Origin of the sequence: Agarivorans albus (assembly GCF_019670105.1) — a bacterium.
Lineage (GTDB): Bacteria > Pseudomonadota > Gammaproteobacteria > Enterobacterales > Celerinatantimonadaceae > Agarivorans > Agarivorans albus.
In genome coordinates this window covers 3,721,497-3,740,600 of the sequence record NZ_AP023032.1, presented here as the reverse complement: position 1 = coordinate 3,740,600, position 19,104 = coordinate 3,721,497, and the positions used below count along the sequence as shown (strand labels likewise).

The window sequence follows — 19,104 nt, the reverse complement described above, 5'->3', positions numbered from 1 at the left end:
AAAAAAATAATTAAACATTAGGGACACGTATGAACAGTACAGTAATGAGCTTGGTCGGCGTACTCGCGCTACTGGGGATTGCATTCTTGCTTTCCGATAACAAAAAACGAATTAACAAACGTACCGTTTTGGGAGCTTTTGCTATCCAAGCTGGATTTGGTGCCTTTGTACTTTACCTTCCATTTGGTCAAGACGTGCTAGCTGCTGTTTCAGGTGGTGTTCAATCGGTGATTGACAGTGCCCAAGCGGGTATTAACTTTTTGTTTGGTGGCTTAGGCACTGATGCAATGTTTGGTAACGGTGTTGGCTTTGTATTTGCCATTCGTGTATTGCCTATTATTGTATTCTTCTCTTCACTCATCGCGGTACTTTACTACCTTGGCATTATGCAGAAGATCATCTTGGTAATTGGTGGTGCTCTACAAAAAGCATTGGGCACTAGTCGCCCAGAGTCTATGTCTGCTACTGCCAATATCTTTGTTGGCCAAACCGAAGCGCCAATTGTGGTTAAACCTTTCATTCCAAAAATGAGCGAGTCTGAGTTATTTGCCATTATGGTTGGTGGTTTGGCTTCGGTTGCAGGTTCTGTATTAGCGGGTTACGCGGGTTTAGGTGTAGAGCTTAAGTACTTGATTGCTGCTTCATTTATGGCAGCACCTGGTGGCCTATTGATGGCTAAAATCATCAAGCCTGAAACTAATGCTTCTGAGCAAGATATGGACGCTACTTTAGCCGAAGAAGATCGCCCAGCTAACGTTATCGACGCTGCAGCAAGTGGTGCTTCTACCGGTTTGCACTTAGCGCTTAACGTAGGTGCAATGCTACTTGCCTTCATTGGTTTGATTGCGTTGCTAAACGGCATGGTTGGTGGCATCGGTGGTTGGTTTGGTGTTGAAGGCTTAACCATTGAACTTATTTTAGGTTACATTTTCGCACCGGTTGCTTGGATTATTGGTGTGCCTTGGGCTGAAGCCATTCAAGCAGGTAGCTTTATTGGTCAAAAGCTTATCGTTAACGAATTTGTTGCTTACATTAACTTTGTTGATATTCGCGAAACACTGTCAGAGCACACTCAAGTAATTGTTACTTTTGCACTATGTGGTTTCGCTAACCTATCATCAATTGCGATTTTATTAGGTGGCTTAGGTAGCATGGCGCCATCACGCCGTGGTGATATTGCTCGCCTAGGTCTTAAAGCTGTAGCGGCTGCATCATTAGCTAACTTAATGAGTGCTGCACTTGCTGGTTTCTTCTTCAGCCTGCTATAAGCTAGTAAGGCTTCTTGGCAATATGCCAAGAAGCCTCTATTTCAGTTCAATCTATTGCTGCTCTGGCATTAGGTTTAATCTTAAACTTTGAGGAATAGTTATGTCTCAGTCTCTTACTGCTGTGGCGCGTCAAGCCCTTTCTTTAATGGACCTCACTACTCTTAACGATGACGATACTCGCGAGAGTGTGGCGGCTTTATGTGCTCAAGCTAAATCGGCTCAAGGCCAAGTTGCGGCTATTTGTATTTACCCACGCTTCATTCCATTTGCTCGTAAGGTATTGGCCGAACACGATGCTAGTGATGTGAAAATTGCTACTGTGACTAACTTCCCTTTAGGTGAAGATGATGTGGAGTTGGCTGTAGCTGAAACTAAGGCCGCTGTAGCCTATGGCGCCGACGAAGTAGACGTTGTATTCCCATGGCGCGCCTTAATGGCAGGCAATGAGCAAGTGGGCTTTGATCTCGTTAAAGCCTGTAAAGCTGCCTGTGGCGAGATAAAGCTAAAAGTGATTATTGAAAGTGGCGAATTAAACAGCCCTGAACTGATTGCTAAAGCCAGTGAGTTGTCGATTAAAGCGGGTGCAGATTTTATTAAAACTTCTACCGGTAAAGTGCCGGTAAATGCAACGCCAGAAGCAGCAGAAATCATGCTAAAAGCAATCGCAGAGTTTAATCCAGATTGTGGCTTTAAAGCCGCGGGTGGAGTTAAAAGCGCCGAACAAGCGAAAATTTACCTAGATCTTGCGACTAAAACACTTGGCGACGATTGGTTAAGCCAAGCGCATTTCCGCTTTGGTGCATCAAGTTTATTGGCTGCATTGCAAGCCACTATATCAGGTGATGAGAACGCTCAAGCTGGCGCTGGTTATTAGTTAATTCTTCGATAAGAGTTAAGGAATGCTCATGTTGTTACCCCAAGAAATTATTCGACGTAAACGCGATGGCCAAGCGCTGTCGCTGGAAGAAATCCAGTTTATGGTTGACGGTATTACCAACGGCCAACTAAGTGATAGCCAAATTGGCGCTTTTGCCATGGCGGTTTACTTCAACAGTATGAATGGTACCGAGGCTACCGCGCTTACCTGTGCAATGCGTGATTCAGGGCAAGTGCTTAACTGGGATCATCTTAATCTGCCTGGGCCTGTAGTGGATAAACACTCTACTGGTGGTGTGGGTGATTTAACGTCGTTACTCTTGGGGCCAATGGTCGCTGCATGTGGTGGCCATGTTCCAATGATTTCGGGGCGTGGATTAGGCCACACTGGCGGTACCTTAGACAAATTAGAAGCTATTCCTAATTACTCTATCAGCCCCACATCGCAGCAGTTTGAAAGCATTGTGAAGGATGTGGGTATTGCGATTATTGGCCAAACCGGTGAGTTGGCTCCGGCCGACAAACGCTTATATGGCATTCGTGATGTTACTGCCACGGTAGAGTCTATCCCGTTAATTACAGCTTCTATCTTGAGCAAAAAACTTGCCTCGGGCCTAGAAGCATTAGTGATGGATGTAAAAGCTGGCAGTGGCGCATTTATGCCTAACTTTGCTCAGTCGAAAGCCTTGGCCGAAAGCATTGTAGAAGTGGCTAATGCTGCGGGTGTTAAATGCTGTGCCTTGCTAACCGATATGAACCAACCTTTAGCACCCAGTGCCGGTAACGCGGTAGAAATTGCTGAAACCTTACGTTATTTAAAAGGTGATACTTCAGCGCATCGCTTACATCAAGTAACAAAGGCTTTAGCTAGTGAAATGCTGCTATCTAGCGGTTTAGCCAGCTCTCAACAAGAAGCTGAGGATAAACTAGCCGCTAGCATTAGCTCTGGTGCAGCTTTAGAGCGTTTTGCCAAAATGGTGAGTGCTTTAGGTGGGCCAAATGATTTTGTTGAGCGCAGCGAGCTTTACCTGCCTCAAGCTAAGGTTGTGAAGCCAGTAACTGCAAAACAAAGTGGCATGGTTAAGCAACTAGACTGCCGAGAGTTGGGCATGGCGGTAGTAGGCTTGGGTGGCGGCAGAAGTGTGCCAGGAGCCGCCATTGATCACAGCGTGGGCATTAGTGAACTAGTAGAGTTAGGCGATGTGGTAGACAAGGGACAAAACTTGTTGATGCTGCATGCCAACGACGAAGACGCTTGGCAAGCGGCGGCAAAACAAATTCAACAGGCGATTAAACTCGACGAACCTAGCTCAGCGCAGGCCGATGTAAACCCTGTTTATCAGCGTATTGGTCCTTGTTAAGGAGACCCCTATGAAACGTGCAATTATATTAATGCTAGATTCCTTTGGCATTGGTGCCAGTGATGATGCCGAAAAGTTTGGCGATCAAGGTGCTAATACCATGCTGCACATTGCCGAGCAGTGTGCCCTAGGAAATGCCGATAAAGGCCGTAGTGGCCCGCTAACAATTCCTAACCTAAATCGATTAGGTTTGGGCCAAGCCTGCGGCGAAAGTGGTGGAGTTTTTCCGCCAGGATTAGACGCTCAGGTCCAGCCTATTGGCAACTATGGTTATGCCGCCGAAATGTCTAGCGGTAAAGATACGCCAAGTGGTCACTGGGAAATTGCTGGCGTACCAGTATTGTTTGATTGGGGTTACTTTAGCGAGCCTGAAAATAGCTTTCCGCAAAGCTTGCTTGACGAGTTAGTTAAGCGTGCAGATTTACCGGGCTACCTTGGTAATTGCCATGCATCGGGCACCGAAGTGCTGGAGCGTTTAGGTGAAGAACATATGGCTAGCGGTAAGCCGATTTTTTACACCTCTGCCGACAGCGTATTTCAAATCGCTGCTCATGAAGAAACATTTGGTTTAGAGCGTTTGCTTGAGCTGTGTGAAATTGCTCGTGAGCTAGTGGACCCTTACAACATTGGCCGAGTGATTGCGCGTCCATTTGTGGGTAACAGCGCAAAAGAATTTGCCCGCACCGGTAACCGCAGAGATTTATCGGTACTGCCGCCAGCGCCCACCTTGTTAGATCGTATGGCAGAAGCTGGCGGTGAGGTAGTGAGCATTGGTAAAATTGCCGATATTTATGCCCAGCAAGGTATTACTCGCAAGGTAAAAGCAACCGGCCTAGAAGGCTTGTTTGATTTAACCTTGAGTGAAATGGATCGCCAAGTAGACAACAGTATCATCTTCACTAACTTTGTCGATTTTGACTCAGCATATGGGCATCGTCGTGATGTACCAGGTTATGCTGCTGCGCTGGAATATTTCGATAAACGTTTACCTGAATTGCTGGATAAGCTTAGCGAGGACGATATTGTGATTCTGACCGCAGACCACGGTTGTGACCCAACCTGGCCGGGCAGTGATCATACTCGTGAACATATTCCTGTCATTTTCTACGGCAAAAATTTACCCGCTAGAAATGTTGGTAAACGCGATACCTTTGCCGACATTGGCCAAACCATCGCCGATTACATGAAACTGCCTGCTTTAGAGTACGGCACTAGCTTTTTACAAGAATAACAATGACGAGCAGCAGCAAGTTGCTAGCTGCTTGGAACAAACTTAATTAGGAGACTATATGGCAACCCCACATATCAATGCAGCACCAGGTGATTTTGCAGAAACCGTATTAATGCCGGGCGATCCCTTACGTGCAAAACACATTGCAGAGACATTTTTGGAAGACGTAGTTGAAGTAACTGGCGTGCGTAACATGCTAGGTTACACCGGTACTTATAAAGGTAAGCGTGTATCGGTAATGGGTTCAGGCATGGGTATTCCAAGCTGTTCTATTTACGCCCATGAGCTGTACACCCAATACGGTGTTGAGAACATTATCCGTGTAGGTAGTGCCGGTGCTGTAAGCAACGACATCAAATTACGCGATGTAGTGATTGCAATGGGCGCTTGTACCGACTCAAAAGTAAACCGTAGCCGTTTTAAAGGCCACGACTTTGCCGCTATTGCTAATTATGATTTGTTACGCGCAGCGGTAGATAGCGCTAAAGCACAAGGCATTGACGCTAAAGTAGGTAACATCTTCTCAGCCGATCTTTTCTATTCGCCAGAGCCTGATATGTTCGACGTAATGGAAAAACACAATGTTTATGCGGTAGAAATGGAAGCTGCAGGCTTATACGGCGTAGCCGCTGAGTGTGGTAAAGCGGCTTTGTGTGTTGTAACCATTTCTGACCATATTCGCAGTGGTGAGCAAACTACCGCAGAAGAGCGTCAAACTACCTTTAACGAGATGATCACTCTAACCCTAGAGTCGCTGCTTTAAGCTGGACTTTTATCTTTAGTGTTATCGCTTCTAGCAGCAATGTCTGCTAGAAGTTTCTTAGCCTTTTTCGCTTCTTTTCGCTCAGCCCGCTTATTGATATTAAACAGCGTGGCAAGATGGCGTTTCCTCGATAATACCCGTGTTAACAAAAAGCCAATGCTTATCGACATCAAAAACATAATCATGATTTTTGATTGGCCATTGGTGATGTAAGTATTCGCTTCGGCTAGTAGGGTTGTATGCTCTAGGGTAATACGCAAGTAGCCTAGGCTTTCACCTTGTTCTCCTCTAATCTCTGCAATGTAAGGTCTACGACCTAAGCCCTCTAAGGGAGTATGGCTTTGACCAGCTAAAGGTAACAGCTGTGAAAGCGGTAAGGCTTGTTGCGATTCGGCTAAACGCAAACCTTGATGGTCATAGATGGTGGCATCCTTTACAAAATGTTCTTTGACTAAGGCATTAACCAATTCGCTCAGCTCAGCTTGGCTATTTTCACCAATATAACCCGCTGCATTTAAGGCTGCTAACGAGGTAAGAGAGCGAGCCAGTTTCTCGGTTTGATTTTCAATTAACTGCTCACCATTGTGCTTTAGGGTCACATAGTAATAAAGTACCCAAACACAACACGCAATGGCGAGAAGCAATTGGGTGAATTGAATAATTCGATAGCGTCTTACTGCAGATTTGGCCACACGAACCTCTTTTTTATGCTTAAAGCCATTGTAGGTGCTTGCCAAACCAAAAAGCAATACGCTATCTTGATGCGCCGCAATTTTTAGAAACAAGGATCTCGTTTTGCAATCTCCACATAGTCTTGAAAGCTTACCGCAATCTTTAAGCCAATGGTCTGTGGCTTTAAAGCAGTTTCCCTACCGGGTTTGTCCTGAACAAGGGCTGGTTGAAACTCGGGAAGCTTTAACCGGTGCCTATATCTTGGTTTGGGCCAAAGAACTACTGATACCAGACTTTGCTGTATTGCGTCCCTTGGTTGATGAGTCAACTGCCTTGAACTTTTGCGGGCTAATGCCAGAAGCGGGCAACATTTGCGTATTGTTGCAAAGCCAAGCTGATAGCCAATGGTGCAAGGAGAAGCTGGCGGGGCTTGAGTTTAATTTTGATTTGGTGGTACTAGATCAGCTACCAGATTTAAGCCAACCAGGCGTAGTGTTGATGGATATGGATTCCACCACTATTCAAATTGAATGTATCGATGAGATTGCGGTATTGGCCGATATTGGCGAACAAGTGAGCGCTGTTACGGCAGCAGCAATGCGCGGGGAGCTAGACTTTGAACAAAGCCTACGTAGCCGAGTAGCGCTGTTAAAAGATGCGCCACAAAGCATCTTAAAGCAGGTAGCTGATAACATGCCGCTAATGCCTGGCTTGCAATGTTTAATTGACACCATCCACTCTGCTGGTTGGAAAGTAGCGATTGCCTCGGGCGGCTTTACTTATTTCGCTGAGCGTTTGCAGCAAGACTTAGGTTTTGACCACGTGCAAGCCAATGTTCTAGAAATTGAAAACGACACTTTAACTGGCCAAGTATTAGGTCCGGTGGTTGATGCTCAGGCAAAAGCCGATATTTTGATGCAGCTTAAACAGCAGTATGCTGCCAGCCAAACTATGGCGATTGGTGATGGAGCAAACGATCTAAAAATGCTAGCAGCGGCCGATTTTGGGGTAGCCATTCATGCTAAGCCTCTGGTGCAGCAACAAGCGCAGATGTCGATTAAACACAGTGATTTAGACGGCGCGGCGTGTATTCTTCGCGCCGCTAAAATGCTAGCTGCTTAGTTTTAAAGGCTGGGGTGCAGTGCTTAAGTTAAAGCGCTGCATCAACTCTTCGGTTACATCCGTCACTTCTATTACCCCTGCAACACTCCACAGCTCGTCTTCTAACTGCTTAGCGCGGTGAATCGCATAATGGCTAATGTAATCGAGTTCGCGTTGAATATATTCGGTATCAGGTCGACCAACCCGTGATAACTGCAGGTTAAAGGCATGCACCTTGCCGCGGCCTAAACTTAGGCTAACAAACTCACGTAATTGCTGAACAGAGTTAAAATTGCTGCTGCAACGTACCGATAATAACTGGTCGTTCTTTCTAGCCGTTACGGTGATCACTTCAATGTGTTCTGGGTTATCACTAGGCGCATGACTACGCAATTGAGTGGCGAGAAATGACGCGAGGTTTTCGCTGGCTAGAAACTTACTTAAGTCGGCAGTATGGGCACTGCTATCAATGTTTAACCAGTTATCGCTTGCTTGGGCAAAGGTACCGTAATTCACACACTTAACCTCTAAAGCGCCAGGCACTTTATGGATGAACATGGCACGGCAAAATAGTGGCGCACAGAAGATTTGTCTTAATGCATCGGACAAACCTGCAATGGCTTTGCCTTCGGGAAGCGTTGGCAACTTATCTAAATTATTGTCAATAAGCTGTTTGAAAAAGGCACTGCCTTGGTGTTGTTGGCCTTTTACTTCGATGACTTTTAAGTTGTAAATGGTGTGGCTGTTATTACAGTTGGTGACCTCATAGGCTAAATGAGACAGCTCGAAACTTTTAACCAGTTTTTGAAACTGAGGTAGCGCCAGATAAACTGTGTCTCCAACGCTATACTCTAGTGGCGTTTCTACTTCTACTTTCATTCCGCTGATGGAGAAATCGCTGGTCCAGCCGGTTTCGTTGCTACCCTGATGTTCCACTTCTATTAAGGAGCGGTATTGGTAGCGATTTTCTTTACGCAGCTGCAAATACTTGTAATTTACCTGTTCAAACTTGCTGATTGGTTGCTTGCTCTGGTTAAACAGCGACAACTTGTTGGGGTTACCGTCCAAGGGGTAATTTTGCTGGTAGCTTTCATCGATATGCTGGTTGGTGACATCACTTAACAAGCCAACCATGCTTAATCCATCTAAAGCCTTGGCGACACGCTCTCGTTCAATTGGCGAATCTTTTTTGGGTAAAGGAGAGCTTACCTCTGCATCGCTGGCTTGCGCAGGTTGATACTGAAACTTGAATACCTTCCAGCTGGGTTTACGGCAGCCAAAGGCGAAATAAAGATCGCGCAGTTCTGGATGCTCTGCAAGCTCTTCGCTGCTGGCTGAGTAGAAAAATAAGCGATTGTTCGCAGTATGAGTAAAGCAATAGATCAGGCTTTCACCACTGCTTAAGGCTTGGTAGCGCATCATCCTTGGTGGATGAAACAGTTGAGATAAATGACTGTGGTTAGTTTCATCGCGCCAATAAGAAAGCAGGTCGAGATTATTCTGCGTCGCTAAGGCATAACGCAGGCTTGCTGGCGTTTGGCCGCTAAAATACAAAGGCACGCTGCTTAAACGCGGCATTAAGTATTGTTCATAACCTTTGGTGATAACTGCTGCTGTAATGTTGTCGACGTCTACTTTGTAACGCCCGCGATAGGAGCGTAAAAAGTTTTTGAAGAAGTTATTAAACTCTTCGCTTGGGTCAACCACGATCATTCTTACCCATTGCTGCTGACCCTTGCGGTCGATTCCGACCACTTTATATTCGGTGCCAGCGCTTAATACGCGGTTTACAAACTCTTTTTCTAAGCCGGTGAAATACACGAAGTAATGTTCGTCTACAGAGAATTCTCGTTGGCTATCGACCTTAGCACGCAGGCCTGATACCGACATGTTGGAGGTTTTCGCATCAAATAGCGCACCGTCTACACCCGCCATTCGCAGTGGTGCAGTGAGGTGCATGCGCTCTTCACTTCTGCCGATATAGTGGCCTAAACGCACGGCGCGAGCGATGATATTTTTGGGGCGCCGTGCAGCGGCCTCTTGCGGGCTAATATTTTTCTTCTGCATCACCTTGAAGTTGTTCTCGGTGGTTTGCAGTTTCTCGTATATGCCTAGTGTGTATTGTTGTTTATAGAGCTTGAGCTGCTGTTTAAATACCTTAATGGCGATGTCATCGAGGTAGTGGGTTTTACCTTGGTAGTGAAACTCTTGGCATTCGCCGTCTACTTTTCCTCGAAGATCTACCAATCGTTGGCAAGGCGCGGATAGACGATTCATTTCCATTTTGAGCAAGAAACTTTCATTATTAGGAAGGTCTTGAGTTGCGCGCTTAAATACTTGGTTAAAGTCGCTGCTTCCCAATAATGGTAGTAATCGTTCTATTAAGGCGTAGTGCTTGCTTTCCGACATGTTGCTGGGTATTAATCCTTAATCATTGGTTTTACTGTCAAAACTCTGTCTCAATCTTTACAATCTTCAAGATCAAAGCAAAGATTGTGCCTTGAGAGAGATTCAAGGCAAGTACTTTTAACACTATTTTAGCATTATGTGACCGCTTGGAGGGTTAATGGCAAAAGCGAAAACGGCCTATGTATGTAACGACTGTGGTGCCGATTTCCCTCGTTGGCAGGGACAATGTGGTGAATGTAAAGCGTGGAATACCATTAGCGAAGTACGTTTGAGTGCTGCACCTTCACGTAATGACCGTTTCACCGGTTATGCCGGCAGTACCGCAGGCAAAGTCCAAACCCTAGAGAGCATTGACCTAGCCGAGTTACCGCGTTTTTCCACCGGCTTTAAAGAATTTGACCGGGTTCTAGGCGGCGGTGTAGTGCCTGGTAGCGCCATTTTGATTGGTGGTAGCCCCGGCGCAGGTAAAAGTACCTTGTTGTTACAAACCATGTGTGGCTTAGCGCAAACCATGGACACCTTATACGTAACGGGTGAGGAATCCTTGCAACAAATCGCTTTGCGCGCGCAGCGCTTAGGTTTGCCTAAAGACAAGCTAAAGTTACTGGCCGAAACCAGCGTTGAGCAAATTGGCCAGGTGGCTTTGGAAGTTAAACCAAAGATGATGGTGATTGACTCTATTCAGGTAATGCACATGGCTGATATTCAATCAGCACCAGGTGGTGTTAGCCAAGTGCGAGAAAGTGCGGCTTGGTTAACCCGTTTTGCCAAGCAACATAATATAGCCATGTTTATGGTGGGCCATGTAACCAAGGATGGCTCGTTAGCTGGGCCTAAAGTTCTGGAGCACTGCATTGATTGTTCGATCATGCTAGAAGGTGATGCCGATGGCCGCTTTCGTACCTTGCGTGGTAACAAAAACCGTTTTGGTGCGATTAACGAGCTGGGTGTATTTGCCATGACCGAACAGGGCATGCGAGAAGTGTCTAACCCTTCGGCCATTTTCCTTTCGCGCGGGCAAGAAGCAGCGCCAGGTTCGGTCGTGATGGTAGTGTGGGAAGGTACCCGTCCGCTATTGGTCGAGATCCAAGCATTGGTTGATTACAGCCAAATGGCGAATCCTAGGCGAGTAGCTGTAGGCCTTGAGCAAAACCGTTTGGCGATGCTGCTTGCGGTAATGCATCGCCATGCAGGTGTGCAAATGTCTGATCAAGACGTATTTACCAACGTGGTGGGTGGTGTAAGAGTCGCTGAAACTGGCGCCGATTTAGCTTTATTGGTGGCCATGGTCTCTAGCTTTAGAAATCAAATATTACCGCAAGAGTTGGTGGTATTTGGTGAAGTAGGCTTATCGGGAGAGATACGCCCCGTAAGCAATGGTCAAGAACGTTTGAACGAAGCCGCTAAACACGGCTTTAAGCGAGCGATAGTGCCTTTGGGCAATCGACCTAAGCAAGCAATAGCAGGGCTTGAGGTGATTGCCGTAAGTAAGTTGGCAGAAGCTTTAGAAGCGGTTTAATCCGCTTCTTGCTGTTGGTCAACTAAGTGCTCTAACTCGCGATGCAATAAGTCGTCATCACCTAGGTTTAATTCAATTAGTCGTTTTAGGTGGCTGGCGCTTTCGATATCAATGTGCAAACAACGTAAACCGATTTGCTGATTGCGTGTGTGTTTAACTTCTACATCCATGGTGATGCTAAGTTCTTCTACTGCAACATCACTCAGGCTAAAACTTAAGGTTAGCTGAGTGAGCTCTTCGTCCCAGTCATTTGGCAAGGTCACCAAGGCACCTTGTAACGATAAATCCAACAGTTGGCATGACCAAGATTGCTCCCCATGGTTTAGGTAGGCGGGGCGGTCAAAAAGAACTCGCAAAAATTGGCGACGCTCGTGCATGTCAGGGTTCCTGTTTATTCGGGGTACTTTAGCCTAAGCCTAGCGTAAATAAGCAAATTTTGCAGCTAAGTCGATGGTGTTTGCGTTAAGGCTTTAGCTATTATCTGCTGAGTATGTGACGCCAAAGATTGTTCATCCATTTGTGCCACTTGCTGAGCCGATATAGCGGGTAGCACCTGAATGTAAATAGGGTGATGGCCTGTAAGCTGTAAGCTTTTTTTAGGTAAGGCTTCGGCAGTGCCGTGAATCGCAATAGGCAATATCGCTACTTCTGCGTGTTTTGCTAAAGAAAACGCACCTAGTTTAAAAGGTTTTAGCTTGCCGTCGGCAGAGCGGCTTCCTTCAGGAAATAAATATACCGAGCTACCTTGTTTAAGGTGTTTTTCGGCTTGCTGGAGCATATTCTTGATGCTGTGTTTATCACCGCGTTTAAGTCCAATGTATTGATTAAGCCACATGTTCCAACCAACAAATGGCACTTTAAACATCTCGATTTTTGAGACCCATTTAAAGGGAATGAAAAGGGCAAAGGACAACAAAATATCTAATCCAGATTGATGATTGGATACGATGACATAAGCTTGTTTTTTATCGATATGCTGCAAACCCAAACGCCGTACTTGCCAATGAGGCACTATGATTAAATACAGACTAGCCCAGGCGCAGGTGAAGTAGTGTAACCATAGTCGGCGCTTATCAAATGCTGCTGTGAGCGCATAAATAATGCAGGCGATAAAGAAAAACAGTATCGAGCTGAGGGCAATAAAACTAAGAATAAGTAACGATAAAAGCTTGAGTAACACCTAGGCTCCTTGTAGTTCTGGGGCAAAGACTGAGTTTTTATAGCTTATTAATCAGTATATTAAGTGGTAATTATGCAACTGTCACGTGAGCAACTAACTATTCTGTTAATTCAGATCCGCGATGATACCGATACCCGCATCGAGGAATTAGCCAGTTTTAGCCACTTTTGCGGCGTAGCGGTAGAGCAGTTTAGAATTCTCAATGTTTTTGATACGCCTGATTGTAGCGATTACGCCTTGCAGGGCATAGATGCGGTGTTGGTTGGAGGTTCCAGCGAAGCCAGTGTGCTTGATCCGGAGGCCTACCCTTTTGTTAGAGCCATTCAGCAGCTACTGTTGCGCTGTATTGAGCAACAGTTACCCACATTTGCTTCTTGTTTTGGTTTTCAACTTGCGGTGCTGGCTTTGGGTGGCAAGATTGTTCATCAAGCGCGTGACTTTGAAATGGGCACCTTAGCTATTTCACTCAGTGAATACGCTCAAGAGGATGTATTGTTTGGTAGTTTGCCCAATCCTTTTATGGCGGTATCTGTTCATCGAGATAGTGCCTTAAGTCTGCCTGAAGGCTGTGTTTCCTTAGCGTTTACAAAACACTGTGTGCACGCGTTAAAAGTATCATCAGCACCTTTTTGGGCGAGCCAGTTTCACCCTGAGGTAAATCGCAGTATCTTAGTTCAACGTTTAAGCCAGTTTCGTGAGCATTACACTCAAGGGGATAATCATTTGCAGCAAGTGTTAACAGCCGCGCAAGAGACGCCTCATAGCAATGGTTTGTTAAAGGCATTCATAGATAAGGTGGTACTAGCTTGAAGAAGCTTTTTTTAGCTCTGGTGTTGTGGCCTACGTTTATTGGCTTTGTATTGGCTAAACCAAACTTGGGAGGTTTTAAGCCTGAGCAGGTTTGCCAAGCTGCGATAGCCAGTTTGCAAGGCGTGGACGTAAAAATGGTCGATAATTACCGCAGCGCTCAGTCGCTCATGCAAATGCGAGTGAGGCACAATGGGCAAAACCACAGCTACTATTGCCAGCTGGAAGGTGACCAAGTGTTATGGCGCAGGGCGCAAGATAGCCGATGGCAAACCAGCACCACGGTACGCTTTCACTACAATAGCAGTGCTAAGCAGTTATTTATTAAGCACTATTTGGCCGCTGCACAGTTAGCGGAGTATCGTTACCGTGGCGAAGATTTTTAAAAGTAAGCTAATAAGCTCGTCGCAGTTTAAGAATTTATTACTGACTGGCTAGTAGTAAGTTTTGATAATGATCAAGATAACTAGTTAATGATGTTTTGGTTTTGACTTTTAGTAGATTAAAAATCTTGATTAGCTGGTTTTTTGCTTGTATTCTTGCGCGAAAATCTATTCATGCTTAGTGAATATAACTACAGAATATACCAAATAGAGTGATTTTATATGCGAGACGCCAAGCCAGCATCTATGCCTAATGCCCCAACAAACCATCCTGCAGTAGGTTCTGCTTGGAAGTTTGTATTACCTTCATTATTGGGCATTTTCCTGTTTATGTTGCCGTTGCCTTACGATGGCTCGTTTACCATTCCGGTGGCGATTATGGCAAAAAGCTTGGTGGCGGCTTTAGGTGATAGCGCCTTGTGGCTGGTGGTTGGTTTGATCACCCTTAGTGCCCTAATGTCTACTTATACACTAATTGCTAAGCCAAATTGGCTTGGCAAAAATGCCTTGCTAACGTCATTGTTTCAGGTTTCTCTACCTTGGTATGTGGTAAGAATGTTGGGTTGGGTTCTGGTGCTGGTATGCGCTTTTGAATTGGGGCCTCAAGCTATTTGGTCGGGTGATACTGGCGGTCTCATTTTAGGTGACTTACTGCCTACCTTACTTAGCGTGTTCATTTTTGCTGGTTTGTTATTACCCCTCTTGCTTAATTTTGGCTTGTTAGAATTTGTAGGCACTTTGCTGAGCAAAATCATGCGTCCTCTATTCGGTTTACCAGGTCGCAGTGCAGTAGATTCAATGGCGTCTTGGTTAGGTGACGGTAGCGTAGGGATTTTGCTAACCAACAAGCAGTATGAAGATAAACACTATACCCAGCGAGAAGGCGTAGTAATTGCCACCACCTTTTCTGCGGTGTCTATTACCTTTAGTTTGGTAGTATTAGCGCAAGTTAACCTTGAGCATATGTTTGCACCTTTCTATCTTACTGTGTGTATTGCGGGTCTTGCTGCAGCGGTTATTGTGCCGCGCTTGCCACCGCTTTCTGGTTTTAAAGATCAATTTATTGATGGTAGTGAGCGCAAGCAAGATGACGAAGTTATTCCTGCTGGTTACAACACCATCACATGGGCTTGGCAGCTGGCACTTGTTCAAGCTGGTCGAGCGAGTCACCCTAAACAACTAGCTAAGCAAGGTGTGCATAATGTACTGGACATGGTGCTGGGTGTATTGCCGGTAATTATGGCGGTGGGCTCGGTAGCCTTAGTGGTAGCGGAATACACTCCCATTTTTAGTTTTTTAGGTAAGCCATTCATTCCTTTGCTAGAGCTATTGCAGCTTCCAGAGGCCGCCAGAGCGTCGGAAACCTTAGTGGTAGGTTTTGCCGATATGTTTATTCCGTCAATTCTTGCTGCGTCTATTGAAGCCGATATAACCCGTTTTGTTATCGCTGCGGTATCGGTAACTCAGCTGATTTATTTGTCGGAAGTAGGCGCGATTATTATGGGTAGCCAGTTGCCAGTTAAGCTGTGGCAATTGTTTGCTATCTTCCTGATTCGTACCTTGGTCACCTTGCCGATAATTGCGGTAATGGCCCATTTATTCTTTTAATATGTAAGCCGCTTAGTGTGAGTTAAGTGGCTTAGTTTTTACTGGAGAGTTGTATGCATTTTAGCGCTGCTGTGTTTGATATGGACGGCTTGCTGCTCGACAGTGAGCAAGTGTCTTACGATACCTTTTCTCAAGCTTGTAGTGAGCTAGGTTTAGCGTTTAAAGAACAGGTTTACCTTAGCTGTATTGGCACCAATGCCGAGCAAATAAAAAAGACCATTTGTGAAGGATACGGCGAGGGCTTGGATTATCCAAGACTGCGTGATTGTTGGTTGGATAAGTATCACGCCTTGGCTGTTGATCAAGCATTACCGATTAAGCAAGGTGTGGTAGATTTGCTGCAGTGGTTAACAAGCCAAGGCATTCCATTAGCCGTTGCCACTTCTTCGGGTAAACCTACTGCTGAAGCTAAGTTAGGCAACGCAGACTTACTGCATTTTTTTGAGAGTGTTTCTACCGGGTGTCAGGTGAATAATAGTAAACCGCACCCAGAAATTTTCTTAAAAGCCGCCAAGTCGCTAAATATTGACGCCAGTAAGTGTTTAGCCTTTGAAGACTCAGAAAACGGAGTTAGAGCTGCAGTAGCAGCAGGTATGCAGGTCTATCAGATCCCGGATCTTATTCAACCTAGTGACGAGCTCAAGCGCTTGGGACACAAGGTTCGCGCCTCCTTAAGTGAGGTCTTGCTGGAGCTAAAATAGTCGGGTTCATCTAGCCAGCAAATATTTGACGCTATTTGCTGGCATCGTTTTTGCTCATTGAAGATTATTAGAATCAGTAATGAGCAAATTATGATAGAAATTCAGATCAGTAACGATGTGCAAGCTTGGCTTCCTCGCGAGTTACCTTCCCTTGAAAACGCCTCTGTTCGTCATAGCTGGAGTGCTCACGCATTTGCTGTAGATTCACACGAATGCTTAGCAGTACTGGAGCGTAACAGTGGCTACGTAATGCTATTTTTTGATTTAAATAAGCGTGATTACCAAAACTTTTCTCGAGTTTGGCAGCTACGTTTATTGACCGAGGCCATTGCCGTAGCCGATTTACAGGATGAAGAAATTGAAGCCTTGAAAAAGAATATGTTGGCTGATTTTCAGAATGTATTGGTTACCGATGGGGTAAACCATCCCGTAGCGCCGCAGCTAGATAAGCTTAAAAATTTGATTCAAGTAATGGCTAAACGCGAAGGAAAAGTACCTAGCCAGCAAATGGATGAGTTTCGTTGGGGAGTAATTCTAAACGATTACGCTCAGCGTCAAAATGGCCTAAGCCCATATCAAAAAATGCAAAGCCAATGGCAAGCTATGGCTGCCACAGCACAATTCCATCAAGTATCAGCTCAATCATCTAGTACCAAGCTTTTACACTAGTTAAAAATTGCGCAAATAACTTGCAGCCATAGCATAATTGCTGCTTAATCAGGGTTTAACTCATTGATTAAGTGGCTGCTGTGGCGCTAGTTTCCTCTCATTCTTCCCGTCTTTATTTTGGTTTAGCTTGCTCGGTAATGGCTTCGTGCATGTTTGCTTTTCTTCCTTGGTATATCCATCAGTTTCCTTTAAATGAAAACAGCGGCAACTGGCTAGCAGCTCAGCGTATTGTGTGGAGCTGTTTGCTAATGTTTGTGGGGTTAGCTTGTTTCAAGCAACTACCTTTACTCATTCGGCACATGGCTAATTGGCGAGCTTGGCCACGCTTGATGCTGGCTGCTGTATTAGTTGGCTTGCAGTTTTGGTTGTTTATTTGGGCGCCAGCCAACGGCCAGACGCTGCCGGTTGCGCTGGGTTATTTTTCGTTGCCCTTGGTATTGGTATTAGTGGGACGGTTTGTTTATAAAGAGCAGCTTAGTAGCCTGCAATGGGTGTCTGTAACAGTTGCAGCTGTAGGAGTTGCTTACGCTTACGTAATGGCTGATGGATTGTCGTGGATAGTGCTGTTGGTGGCCTTGGGTTATCCCTTGTATTTTATGTTGCGGCGCAAGTATCCCTTGCCAAGCCATATTGCTTTTACTATTGATAACTTAATGCTACTGCCGCTTGCGTGCGCTTATTTGCTAATGGGGGATGGCGTGAGCGAAGCGCAAAGCCAGCTCTCGAATCTGTACAACTATGCCCCTTGGCTGTATTACTTCGGACTGGGGGTAGCGGGTACCATTCCTATGTTACTGTTTTTACTTGCTTCTAACTATTTGCCTCTAAGTTTGTTTGGCTTGATGGGTTATTTAGAACCTGTATTGGTATTTAGCGTGGGTTGGTTACTTGGTGAACGTTTAAGCCCTGAGCAGTGGCCAACTTATATTTTGATCATTTTTGCCTTAGTGTTATTGGCAATAGATGGTCTGCGGCGCGGTGTTCGACAAACGGCAAGCCGCAAAAAGCTGCCTAAAGCCTGTTAAGGTAGCGCTAAACTTGCAGTGATTGGGCGGTGATCGCCGCCTACTGAATCAAGAACCCTGGCGCTGGCAAAACTAAGATCTTCTGAAGCTAATACGTGGTCTATTCTTGCGCCGTGCCATGACGTGTATTTAGTGTAATTAACTCCGCTGCCTACTAGGTCAATGCCATTGTTTAGACCAGCTAAATGCCGTTGATAAAGATTTTCTTGGACCGTCATATTAAAGTCTCCAGCAGCTATATAGCTGGTTTGCTGCTTAGCCCAAGACGCCACCAAAGAGGCTTGCATGTTGCGAGCAAAGTGCAAGTTATTGAATGCTTCAGGCTCAAAACTACCATGGATTAAGGCGTTAATGGTTGGCCTTGGTGTGTCCATATGGATATTGGCTATACTCAGTTCTTTTCCGTCAATCGTGGTGTGATAAAACACCGCAAATTTACCAAAGCCACCAAAGGTTTCACGCGATAAACTGCCTTGATGTTCAATTGGCGTTCTGCTTACGGTGCAAAGGTGGTCGCAGTGGCTATACCAACTATCGTCAAAGACTTGCTGCACCCGCTCAGGCTTTGATTCCTGCATGAACACAATGTCGGGTTTTAGCTCCGCCACCAACTGGTGAATTTGCGGTGAGCTTGCGCCATTGCCGTTGTTTAAAGACAAAATGGTGATGGCGCTAGCTTGCCGCTGAGGCAACTTAAGCTGAAGATCTTGAAACTGTACAAACACCACCGCGCAGAGTGCCCAGCTTAGGTACTGCCATTTGCCTAGCTGGCGGATAAACAAAATCGGCGTAAGGGCCAGTAAAATCGCCCACCAGCGCGGAGAGAATAGGCTTAAATAGCTTATGGATATTCCTAGAGGGGTATCTGGCAGATGCGGCAAGCTCAATATTGCTCCTGCTGCTAGCAAACAGCAAATAGAAAGAGTAATAGAGAAGAATTTTACTAGCTTATTCATTAGCTTATTGTTACCTTCTGCGCCCTGTAAAATCTGGGCATAAGTATATACGCGGTAAGTGGCAAATTACCATGTCACGTCGTTTTAGCGTAACAAAGTTCTTGTAGTATGCGCAGTTATGGAAACGTAAACAATATGTAACAGCTGTGCCGCAGGCATTTCGCTGTTAATGGTGGTTTTGTTAACAAGTAGGTTGATTTCAAATGTTTTCTAAGCAAGGATCTGTTGCAGAAATTGGGTTCGGTATTAAGAACTTAAGCTTAAAAAAAACCAAGGCAGGTGGTGTGTTTCAGCTGTTACTAATATTACTGGGTGCGGTAGTGCTGTTTTTTAATCGCCGCGATAGTAGTCAAAGAGTGTGGGCTCGTTTACCCACGCTAAACGACTATCAGACTCGTTACCCTGAAAAAACTGAAGATGCTAATACGATTCGTTGTATCCATTGCGATAGCGACCAAACGTGGGAGTATGGTTTGGAAAGCCTGATGGATCACCGCCGTGAGTGTGTTTGTCTAGCCTGTGGACATCGTTTGTGGCGCAAAGAGCAAGAGAGCTTAGCTATTCAATAGCCTCTT

19 protein-coding genes are annotated in these 19,104 nt (G+C 45.5%); 14 read left to right on the top strand and 5 right to left on the bottom strand.

Translation table 11 applies throughout. The features are described from left to right. The first annotated feature begins 29 nt into the window (after window positions 1–29). The 5 genes from K5620_RS17010 to deoD all read left to right on the top strand — a co-directional run bounded on the left by K5620_RS17010 (window position 30) and on the right by deoD (window position 5,499). Window positions 30–1,268: a NupC/NupG family nucleoside CNT transporter gene (locus tag K5620_RS17010; RefSeq protein ID WP_016401420.1), complete on the top strand. Its 1,239-nt coding sequence runs from the start codon at window positions 30–32 to the stop codon at window positions 1,266–1,268. A 100-nt stretch (window positions 1,269–1,368) separates the two neighbouring features. Beyond that, window positions 1,369–2,142 carry a deoxyribose-phosphate aldolase gene (gene deoC / locus K5620_RS17005; RefSeq protein ID WP_016401419.1) on the top strand — a complete coding sequence of 258 codons (774 nt, stop codon included), beginning with the start codon at window positions 1,369–1,371 and terminating at the stop codon, window positions 2,140–2,142. A 31-nt stretch (window positions 2,143–2,173) separates the two neighbouring features. Next, window positions 2,174–3,505, top strand: coding sequence for a thymidine phosphorylase (deoA, locus tag K5620_RS17000; protein WP_016401418.1), 1,332 nt, complete (start codon window positions 2,174–2,176; stop codon window positions 3,503–3,505). 10 nt (window positions 3,506–3,515) lie between these two features. Further along, on the top strand, window positions 3,516–4,736 hold the full coding sequence (locus tag K5620_RS16995) for a phosphopentomutase (RefSeq protein WP_016401417.1): 1,221 nt from the start codon (window positions 3,516–3,518) through the stop codon (window positions 4,734–4,736). Window positions 4,737–4,794: 58 nt separating this feature from the next. Then, entirely contained in the window at window positions 4,795–5,499 is a 705-nt protein-coding gene (gene deoD / locus K5620_RS16990) for a purine-nucleoside phosphorylase (protein WP_016401416.1), read from the top strand. Here deoD and K5620_RS16985 read toward each other — a convergent pair. Then, complete coding sequence (locus K5620_RS16985; protein ID WP_016401415.1) at window positions 5,496–6,284, bottom strand: YtjB family periplasmic protein; 789 nt, start codon at window positions 6,282–6,284, stop codon at window positions 5,496–5,498. The two genes, deoD and K5620_RS16985, sit on opposite strands and share 4 nt — an antisense overlap. 10 nt (window positions 6,285–6,294) lie before the next feature. On the opposite strand from K5620_RS16985, the gene serB reads away from it, so the two are divergent. Further along, window positions 6,295–7,293, top strand: coding sequence for a phosphoserine phosphatase SerB (gene serB / locus K5620_RS16980; protein ID WP_016401414.1), 999 nt, complete (start codon window positions 6,295–6,297; stop codon window positions 7,291–7,293). Here serB and K5620_RS16975 read toward each other — a convergent pair. Further along, window positions 7,282–9,681 (bottom strand): PilZ domain-containing protein, encoded by a 2,400-nt coding sequence (locus K5620_RS16975; protein ID WP_016401413.1) that lies wholly within the window; start codon window positions 9,679–9,681, stop codon window positions 7,282–7,284. The two genes, serB and K5620_RS16975, sit on opposite strands and share 12 nt — an antisense overlap. A gap of 157 nt (window positions 9,682–9,838) precedes the next feature. Between K5620_RS16975 and radA the strand changes: the two genes are divergently transcribed. Beyond that, window positions 9,839–11,200 carry a DNA repair protein RadA gene (gene radA, locus K5620_RS16970; RefSeq protein WP_016401412.1) on the top strand — a complete coding sequence of 454 codons (1,362 nt, stop codon included), beginning with the start codon at window positions 9,839–9,841 and terminating at the stop codon, window positions 11,198–11,200. On the opposite strand, the gene K5620_RS16965 is transcribed toward radA, so the two are convergent. Both K5620_RS16965 and K5620_RS16960 read right to left on the bottom strand, forming a co-directional pair. Further along, entirely contained in the window at window positions 11,197–11,577 is a 381-nt protein-coding gene (locus K5620_RS16965; protein ID WP_016401411.1) for a PilZ domain-containing protein, read from the bottom strand. The genes radA and K5620_RS16965 overlap by 4 nt on opposite strands. 65 nt (window positions 11,578–11,642) lie before the next feature. After that, on the bottom strand, window positions 11,643–12,380 hold the full coding sequence (locus tag K5620_RS16960; RefSeq protein ID WP_016401410.1) for a lysophospholipid acyltransferase family protein: 738 nt from the start codon (window positions 12,378–12,380) through the stop codon (window positions 11,643–11,645). Between the two features lie 72 nt (window positions 12,381–12,452). Here K5620_RS16960 and K5620_RS16955 point away from each other — a divergent pair, with 72 nt between their 5' ends. From K5620_RS16955 to rarD, 6 genes are all read left to right on the top strand, one after another. Beyond that, window positions 12,453–13,190 (top strand): type 1 glutamine amidotransferase, encoded by a 738-nt coding sequence (locus K5620_RS16955; protein WP_016401409.1) that lies wholly within the window; start codon window positions 12,453–12,455, stop codon window positions 13,188–13,190. Further along, window positions 13,187–13,573 carry a hypothetical protein gene (locus K5620_RS16950; protein WP_016401408.1) on the top strand — a complete coding sequence of 129 codons (387 nt, stop codon included), beginning with the start codon at window positions 13,187–13,189 and terminating at the stop codon, window positions 13,571–13,573. The genes K5620_RS16955 and K5620_RS16950 overlap by 4 nt, the downstream gene beginning before the upstream one ends. A 243-nt stretch (window positions 13,574–13,816) precedes the next feature. After that, a complete protein-coding gene (locus K5620_RS16945; RefSeq protein WP_040307058.1) occupies window positions 13,817–15,178 on the top strand; it encodes a YjiH family protein in 1,362 nt (453 codons plus the stop codon). A 53-nt stretch (window positions 15,179–15,231) separates the two neighbouring features. After that, on the top strand, window positions 15,232–15,879 hold the full coding sequence (locus K5620_RS16940; RefSeq protein WP_016401406.1) for an HAD family hydrolase: 648 nt from the start codon (window positions 15,232–15,234) through the stop codon (window positions 15,877–15,879). Between the two features lie 90 nt (window positions 15,880–15,969). Further along, entirely contained in the window at window positions 15,970–16,548 is a 579-nt protein-coding gene (locus K5620_RS16935; protein ID WP_016401405.1) for a DUF6933 domain-containing protein, read from the top strand. A gap of 71 nt (window positions 16,549–16,619) precedes the next feature. Then, window positions 16,620–17,573 (top strand): EamA family transporter RarD, encoded by a 954-nt coding sequence (gene rarD / locus K5620_RS16930; protein WP_051147597.1) that lies wholly within the window; start codon window positions 16,620–16,622, stop codon window positions 17,571–17,573. Here rarD and K5620_RS16925 read toward each other — a convergent pair. After that, window positions 17,570–18,529, bottom strand: a complete 960-nt coding sequence (locus K5620_RS16925) for an endonuclease/exonuclease/phosphatase family protein (RefSeq protein WP_016401403.1) — start codon at window positions 18,527–18,529, stop codon at window positions 17,570–17,572. The two genes, rarD and K5620_RS16925, sit on opposite strands and share 4 nt — an antisense overlap. A gap of 203 nt (window positions 18,530–18,732) precedes the next feature. Here K5620_RS16925 and K5620_RS16920 point away from each other — a divergent pair, with 203 nt between their 5' ends. After that, window positions 18,733–19,098, top strand: coding sequence for a hypothetical protein (locus tag K5620_RS16920; protein WP_016401402.1), 366 nt, complete (start codon window positions 18,733–18,735; stop codon window positions 19,096–19,098). Window positions 19,099–19,104: the final 6 nt, after the last annotated feature.